This is a genomic window from Pauljensenia hongkongensis (genome assembly GCF_001746855.1).
Classification (GTDB): domain Bacteria; phylum Actinomycetota; class Actinomycetes; order Actinomycetales; family Actinomycetaceae; genus Pauljensenia; species Pauljensenia hongkongensis.
In genome coordinates, this window is record NZ_CP017298.1 from 924,356 (window position 1) to 932,287 (window position 7,932).

Sequence of the window (7,932 nt, forward strand, 5' to 3'; positions counted from 1 at the left end):
GGTGCCGGACGGGGGGCCTGGGCGCCTGCCGCGCCGCCCCGCCGGGTGCTACGGGAACCTGGGCGCTCGCCGCGCCCGCCCCGCCGGGTGCTACGGGAACCTGGGCGCTCGCCGTGCTCGCTTCGTCGGCTGCCGCGGCCGCCTCGTCGTCTGAGAAGTCCTCGGGCGCGATGAACCGGCGCAGCTTGGTGGACGAGGTGGAGGAGGTGTAGGGCAGGTAGACGACGCGGGCGCCCACCTCGGCCATCTCGGCCTCCAACTTGGCCCCTTTGGGAGTGCCCTTCCAGTCGTCGCCCTTGAAGAGGACGTCGAAGGGCTGCAGGCGCCACGCGAGGCGCTTGTCCTGGTCGAGGTCCACCACGACGGCGTCGACGAAGCGCAGGGAGGAGACCAGGTCGCAGCGCTCTTTGAGGGGGATGACGGGAGCCCGTCCTTTCATGCGGATGAGCGCCTCGTCGGAGGTGACTCCGACCACCAGGCGGTCGCAGCGCTCGCGCGCGGCGCGCAGGATGTTGAGGTGCCCCTGATGGAACATGTCGAAGCCACCGGGCACGTATCCGGTGACGGGCTTGGTTGTAGTCCGTGTCTGATCCACCCATCAAGTGTGCCACTTATCAGGCGGTCAACTCACCTTTACCGAGCAAATGCCCGAAAGATCACGCGAAACCTGCTCCGACCACGCCGTCCCGGTCCGCTCCGGGGCGCGCGAGGGCCCAAAAGTGACCAGGCGCGCCTCATTTGGCGAAGACGACGGTCCTCGTCCCGTTCATGAGGACCCGGTGCTCGGCGTGGAAGCGGACGGCCTGGGCGAGGACCCGCCGCTCCACGTCCTGGCCCAGGGCGACCATGTCGGCGGTGGAGTCCGCGTGGCTGACCCGCGTCACGTCCTGCTCGATGATGGGGCCCTCGTCCAGGTCGGCCGTCACGTAGTGGGCGGTGGCGCCGATGAGTTTCACGCCGCGCTCGTGGGCCTGGGCGTAGGGGCGCGCGCCCTTGAAGGAGGGGAGGAAGGAGTGGTGGATGTTGATGACGCGGCCCTCCATTGCCCGGCACACGCCGTCGGAGAGGATCTGCATGTAGCGCGCCAGCACCACCAGTTCCACCTTCTCCGAGGCGACGAGGTCGAGCAGCTGCTCCTCGGCCCGGGCTTTCGTGTCCTTCGTGATGGGGATGTTGAGGAAGGGGACGCCGTAGAACTGGGCGACGGGCGCCAGGTCCGGGTGGTTGCCCACCACCGCCACGACCTCGATGGGCAGGCCCTGGGTGCGCTGGCGGTAGAGCAGATCCGTGAGGCAGTGGCCCTCGCGCGAGACCATGATGATGGTGCGCAGGCGCCGCCCCAGCTCGTCGACCCGGTAGTCGGCGCTGAACTGGCGCGCCGCGTCGGCCAGGCCCTCCTCCACGGGGGCGCGACCCGCGGGCGAGTCCACTTCCACGCGCATGAAGAAGGTGCCCGTGCCGGGGTCGCCGAACTGCTGGGACTGGATGACGTTGCCGCCCGCCGCGCCGATGACGCCGGTGACGGCGTGGACGATGCCGGGGCGGTCCGGGCACGACAGGGTGAGAACGAGCTGCGCGTTTTCAGTCATGGGCGCCAGTCTAATGGTTCTCCGCGAACACGGGTGCGGGTCCCTGGACCGCCCCCGGTCACGCACACAACGAACGGGATTACGCAACATGTCGTCGCACACAAGGGCGGAATCATGCCCTTGTGTGCGAGCGGTGTTGTCTAATCCAAGCCCCTTGTGTGTGTACTTCGGAGCAGGGGCGGAATGGCGGACCGCCGGTGGCGCCCCGGTGCCGGGCGGCGCGGCCACAGCGCGGAGCGGCGAAACCAGCGCGCGGAGCGCCGAAACCGGAGCAAGGAGCGGCGAACCAGGGCGTGGAAAGACGTGCGCGGCCGCCCGTGCAGCCCCCTAGTGGCCCTCGGCCCCCAATCGCCCGAGCAGGAGGATCTCTTTGGCGAGTTCCTCGTCCACTACCGCCGCCGTGGCCAGGCGGGAGCGCATCGCGACCAGCATCGGCACCGCCTTGACCAGGGAAGAGGCGACGGCGACCGACCGTTTCGCCTGCCGCACGGCGTCCAAGGGGATCGCGATAGTGCGCTCCTCCAACTCCTGGGAAACGGGCTCGCCCGACATGTCGAGGAAACGGGAGAAGATGTCCGTCACCGCGCCCATCGCCCGCAGGCGTTCCATCCCCCGCTCGGTGAGGAAGCCCGAGCGCACCAGCACGGACTCCTCCTCGAGGACGCCCGGCGAGAAGACCAGGACGTCCGAGCGCGGCGCGACCGCCAGTGTGCGCGCCACGGACGGTTCGTTCCGCAGGCGCCGCCCCAGGTCCACGTCGGACACGATCGCGGGCGCGGGCAGCATGTGCCCCACGCCGCGGGCGCGGCGGGCCATCAGCCCGATCGAGTCGGCGACCACGTCGTCGTTCGAGCGGGTCAGCCCCCCGTAGGTCTGGTAGACGTCCACCCCGTGCGCCCAGTCCTCGGGCATGGCCCGGGCGACCGCCGTGAGGGTGCGCCCCCACGCGATCCCCATCGACTCGGGCTGGGGGCGCAGCGCAGTGATGTAGTCGGCAGCGGCGGCGGCGACCAGTTCCAGGGTGCCCGCCGGGGTGCTCTGCTGGCGCACGACGATCGCCTCGCCGAGCCCGAACGCCTCGACGAGGCGCTTCTCCAGCGTCGGCACACGGGAACGGGGGTGGTTGATACTGATCGCCACGATCCCGCACGCCCGGGCCTCGTCGAGGAGGCGCCCGACGGTCCACCGCGTGCAGTTCATCCTGTCCGCGATGGCCCCCTGGGTGAGGTTCTCGTAGTAGTAGAGCTGCGCGGCGCGCAGCATCTGGGCTTCGCGGTCGTGGTCCATGGTTCCTCCCATCGGATCGAGGCCGGACACTGCCGACGGCCCGGCACGATCGGCAGCGGCGCCGTGCGTGTGGCATCCACCATAACGCACGGCCCGCAGTGGAGTGTGCTCGGTGGCACACAGTGGGACGGCCACAGCCCCGGCTTCCTCGGGCGGAGCCGGCCCAAGACGGCGCGCACCCCGCAGTCTGGAACGAGCCCCAGCCCGGCAACCCGCTTCAGGCTGACACGGGACGGCGCCCGGAGGGAGTCCCGCCGGGCGCCGCGCCAGTCGGGCCTCAGCCCTGGCCCCAGCCGCGCTCGGCGCGCAACTCCTGCAGGTCGTGCATGATCTCCGTCTCGCGCCCGAAGTAGTCGTACAAGTGCGAGTAGACGGCGAAGAGGCGGTCGTAGACCTCGGACTCAGCCGGATCGGGCAGGTACACGGTGTCGGCCAGCCCGGCCATCGCCTCCGCCGCCTCGGCGACCGAGGGGTAGGCCCCCGCCGCCACCGCCGCGAAGATCGCGCTGCCGTGCCCCCCGGCCTGGAGGGTCCTGGCCACCCGGAGGGGGCGCTTGGTGACATCGGCGTACATCTGCATGAGGAACGGGTTCCTCAGCAGGCCGCCCGCGATGCGGATCTCCTCGACGCCCACGCCGTGGGCCTCGAAGTTCTCGATGATCATCCTCGCCCCGAAGGCCGTGGACTCCAGGAGCGCCCGGTAGGTCTCCTCGACGCGCGTTGTGAGGCGCTGGCCGATGATGAGTCCGGACAGGTCCGCGTCCACCAGCGTCGAACGGTTGCCGTTCCACCAGTCCAGGGCGACCAGACCGCTCTCGCCGCTGCGCAGGGCAGCGGCTTTGCGCGACAGCAGCTCGTGAATGGACTCCCCCGCCCCGGCGGCCTCGTCGAAGTAGGACTGGGGAACGTGGTTGTCCACGAACCAGGCGAAGATGTCGCCCACGGCGCTCTGCCCGGCCTCGTAGGCCCACGCCCCCTCGCTCACTCCCCCGTCGACGACCCCGAAGACCCCGGGGACCTCGCGCAGCTCCGCCGAGGGCAGGATCCAGCACGAGGACGTGCCGAGGATGCCCGTCAGGCAACCGGGCGCGATCGCCCCCACCGACACGCACTGCACGTGCGCGTCGATGTTGCCCGCGGCCACCGCGATGCCCTCGGGCAGGCCGAAGGCGCGCGCCCACTCGGCGCTCAGCGGACCGACCCGCGAGCCCAGGGGCACGATCGGGTGGCTCATCTTCTCGCTGAAGACGCCGCCGAAGCCGGGGGCAAGCGCCTCCAGGAACTCGCTGGAGGGGTAGGCGCCGTCCTGGTACATGCGCTTGTACCCCGAGTCGCCCGCCGCGTAGGCCAGTGTGCCGGTGAGCCGCCACGTCAGCCAGTCCACGATGTCGAGGATCTCGGCGGTCTGGGCGTACAGCTGGGGCGCCCGCTCGAAGAGCTCCAATGCCTTGGGCAGCAGCATCTCGGGCGAGAGGGTGCCGCCGTAGCGCGGCAGCCACGCCTCGCCGCGCTCGCGCGCCAGCGACACGATGCGCCTGGCCTGGTCGGTGGCGCCGTGGTGCTTCCACAGCTTGAGGTACGCCTGCGGCTCGCCGGCGAACTCCTCGCGCTCGCACATGGGCCGGCCGTCGGCGTCCGTGACGACCACGCTGGCGCTGGTGCAGTCCAGCCCGACGCCGATCACGTCGGCGGGGTCCACCCCCGAGTCCGCCATGGCGCCCCGCACCGCTTCCTCCATGGCGACCAGGTAGTCGCCCGGCACCTGGAGGGCGTAGTCGGGGGGCAGGGCCTGGCCCGTCGAGGCGAGCGCCCGCTCCATGACGGGGGTCGCGTACTCGCGCACGGCGTCCGCGACCACTTCGCCGTCGTCGACGCGCACGACGGCGGCGCGCACCGACAGGGTTCCGAAATCGAGTCCAATGGTGTGGGCGGCAGTCATGTCACGCCTCCCTCTCCGTGTGGGGGCGCCGCCCCCAGTAGCCTTCGGGTGAGAACAGGCGCTCGACGACCGCGTCGAGCATCCCGGTGTCGGTCAGGACGTCCAGGATCGTGTAGCGCGAGCGGATCATCTGCGCCTTGTAGTGGGTGGCGCGGAAGCGCGCCATGTCGATGCCGATGTCCTCCGGGTGGCTGGGCCCGCCGACCGCGTCGAGGCGCTGGGCCGCCTCCCCGGGGGTCATGAGCTGGTCGGCGACCCGCTCGCGCACGCGCGGCCACACCTTCTGGATGAGGCGCAGGCGCTCGCGCAGCTCCTCGCCCTGCAGGTTCTTGCCGACGGCGTGGCCGACGGCCTCGTCGGCGATCTTGGGGACCAGCAGCTCGCGCACCCGCGCGGCGACCTCCTCGTCGGTGGGGGCGGCGGCCACGACCGCCTCGACGTCGAGGGCGTCCATGTCGATGCGCAGCGCCTCCTCCCAGATCGCCAGGGAGGCGACCGTGCCGACGCCGACCTTCATCCCGTGGGACAGGGGCGGCTCCCAGTCGAGGCCGTGCCCCTCCATCTCCCACGTGTGGGAGAACTGGTGCCCGGCGCCCGAGGCGGGTCGCGACGACTGCGCGGCCTGCATGGCCAGACCGGACATGATGTTGCCCTCGGCCAGGCCCTCCACCGCCGCCTCGTCGCCGGCGCCGATGCGCTCGGGGTCCTTCAGGGCGTCGCGCAGCGGCCCCTGGACCAGCGACCACACGTAGTCGTCGATGGGCTCGACGCCGAGCTCGTCCGCGACGATCCAGTCGGCCCCGGCGGGGACCTTCTCGATGAGGTCCCCGTAGCCCGTGTACAGCAGGCGCGCCGGGGCTGCCGCGATGACGCGCATGTCGGCGACCAGGCCCCGGGGCGCGGGGCAGTTGCGGGTGATCTTGAAGCCGTCCTTGGCGATGGAGGCCCCGAAGGCCGCGTACCCGTCCACCGAGGGAGCGGTGCACACGTTCATGTAGGGGCGCCCCAGCTCCCCCGACGCCAGTTTCGCGAGGTCGTTGAGGGTGCCCGAGGCGATCGAGCACACGACGGCGTCCTCGAGGGGGCGGATGTGCTCGCGCAGGACCTCGACGTTGTCGTAACCGGCGTAGAGGGTGGGGGTCCCGGGGAACACGTAGGGCTCCTCGGCGAATTCGACGCCCGCGGCGCGCAGCGAGTCGACGACGGGGCCGCCGGCCGCCGCGAACGTGTTCCCGTCCGCGACGACCAGGACCTTCGCGCCGGGGAACAGGCGCGCGAACATGGGGCCGGTCTGGTCCAGGACACCAGTCCCGAAGGCGATCTCCTTCGTGTCGGTGGCCGTGGCGAGCGCCCTGTCAATCAGCGAGGTCATAGGTGATACTCCTTCGTTCGTGTTGTTCCCGTCTCATGCCAGGTGGTCGACGAGCTCATGGGACAGGCCCTGCATCCGCGGGTAGGTCTCCATGTACTTGTTGAAGTAGAACTGGTACTCCTCGTGGACATCGGCGCGGGGCTCGATGCGCTCGGTCTCGTGGACCATGTTCCGGGCGGCGTCGGGGATGGACTGGTACTGCCCCGAGCCGACGGCCGCGAGGATGCACGAGCCCAGGACGACGGCATCCCCGACCTCTGTGAGGGTGATCGGCACGCCCGTGACATCGGCGTGCATCTGCATCCAGTCGCGGGACTTCGTCGCTCCTCCGCAGGCCACCAGCTCCGTGGAGGCGAACCCCGCGTCCTTGAATGCCTTGAGCACGTGGGCGGTGCCGTAGCAGACGGCCTCCTCGATGGCGTGGTAGACCTGCTCGGGCGTGGTGGACAGGTTGAGGCCCCACATGATGCCACGGGCCTTCGAGTCCGTGTAGGGCGTGCGATTGCCCTGGAAGTACTCGTTGATGATGAGGCCCCCAGAACCGGGGGGCATGTCGGAGACGCGCTCGTCGAGGATCTTGTAGGGGTTCATGCCCAGGCGCTCGGCCGCGGAGGTGAGGTCGCGGCAGAAGTTGTCCTTGAACCACTTGAGCACGGAGCCCGAGGAGACGAGTCCCCCCTCGCAGGTGTACTGGCCGGGCATGACGCCGTCGGTGTAGCCGCCGAAGAAGCCCTTGCCGTGCAGCGGGGTCGCGCTCTGGCCTGTGATGACGTGGGAGGATCCGGTGATGATCGCGGTCTTGCCCGGCTGGACGACGCCGAGGCCGATCTGGCCGGCCCACGCGTCGGGGCAGCCCTGGGCGACGGGCGTCCCCGGCAGGAGGCCGAGCTCCTGGGCGACCGAGGGGAGGAGCCCGCCGATCGGGGCGCCCAGGTCGACGACTCTGTCGGGGATCTTGTCGAAGACGTCCCCGCACCCGATGTGCTCGTAGAACTCGACGGGCCATCCGCCCTCGTCGCGGTTGTAGTACATGCGCAGCGCGGCGGAGTTGATGTTGACGGTCCACTCGCCCGTGAGCTTGTGGGTGAGCCAGTCGGGGGCGTCGACGAGGCGGTGGGCGCTCTTGTAGCGGTCGGGCTCGTTCGCGCGCAGCCAGGCGGCTTTGAAGGGGTACCATTCGGCGGTCGCGGGCATCGTGCCGCCGCCGTTGTAGTAGCGGGCCCAGTGCTCGATCGTCTCGGCGCGCGCGCTCTGCTCGGTGGCGCGCACGTCCATCCACATGATGGCGTTGCCGAGCTCGTGGCCGTTCTTGTCGATGGCGACCACGGTCATGGTCGTCGCGTCGTAGGAGATGCCGGCGATGTGGCGCGCGGGGATGCCGGTCTCGTCCATGACGCGCTTGACCGAGGCCACCAGGGCGTTCCACCAGTCCTCGGGGCTCTGCTCCGCCCATCCGGGCTTGGGGTGGTGGGTCTTGTAGGGGGTGGCGGCGAAGGATATCGGGTTCCCCCGCAGGTCGAAGATGGCGGCCCGGCACGACTCCGTGCCGTAGTCGATGCCGAGCAGGAATGGTCCTTCGTATCCGGGTGCGACCATTGTGTTCTCCCTTCCATGGGTTCGTGCGGCGCCGTCACGTCCGTGTGACGGCGGCCAGGGGTGATCGGGGCGGTCCGGGGTGGTCCCGCGGCCTTCCCCGGGGACGGGGTCGGGAGGCGCCTGGGCGCTCCCGGGGATGGGCGGCTGCG

At 70.6% G+C, this 7,932-nt stretch carries 5 protein-coding genes and 1 pseudogene; all 6 read right to left on the minus strand.

Annotation, left to right across the window (positions count from 1 at the left end):
* Positions 1-100: 100 nt before the first annotated feature.
* Positions 101-535 (minus strand): annotated as a pseudogene (locus BH719_RS03830) (FAD synthase family protein); the annotation flags it as partial.
* Between the two features lie 199 nt (positions 536-734).
* Entirely contained in the window at positions 735-1,589 is an 855-nt protein-coding gene (purU, locus tag BH719_RS03835; protein ID WP_009743440.1) for a formyltetrahydrofolate deformylase, read from the minus strand.
* Positions 1,590-1,916: 327 nt separating this feature from the next.
* Positions 1,917-2,876, minus strand: a complete 960-nt coding sequence (locus BH719_RS03840; RefSeq protein WP_009743441.1) for a sugar-binding transcriptional regulator — start codon at positions 2,874-2,876, stop codon at positions 1,917-1,919.
* 277 nt (positions 2,877-3,153) lie between these two features.
* A complete protein-coding gene (locus BH719_RS03845) occupies positions 3,154-4,815 on the minus strand; it encodes a ribulokinase (RefSeq protein ID WP_009743442.1) in 1,662 nt (553 codons plus the stop codon).
* Position 4,816: 1 nt separating this feature from the next.
* Entirely contained in the window at positions 4,817-6,187 is a 1,371-nt protein-coding gene (locus BH719_RS03850; RefSeq protein WP_009743443.1) for a sn-glycerol-1-phosphate dehydrogenase, read from the minus strand.
* 33 nt (positions 6,188-6,220) lie between these two features.
* Positions 6,221-7,783 (minus strand): FGGY-family carbohydrate kinase, encoded by a 1,563-nt coding sequence (locus BH719_RS03855; protein WP_009743444.1) that lies wholly within the window; start codon positions 7,781-7,783, stop codon positions 6,221-6,223.
* Positions 7,784-7,932 lie beyond the last annotated feature (149 nt).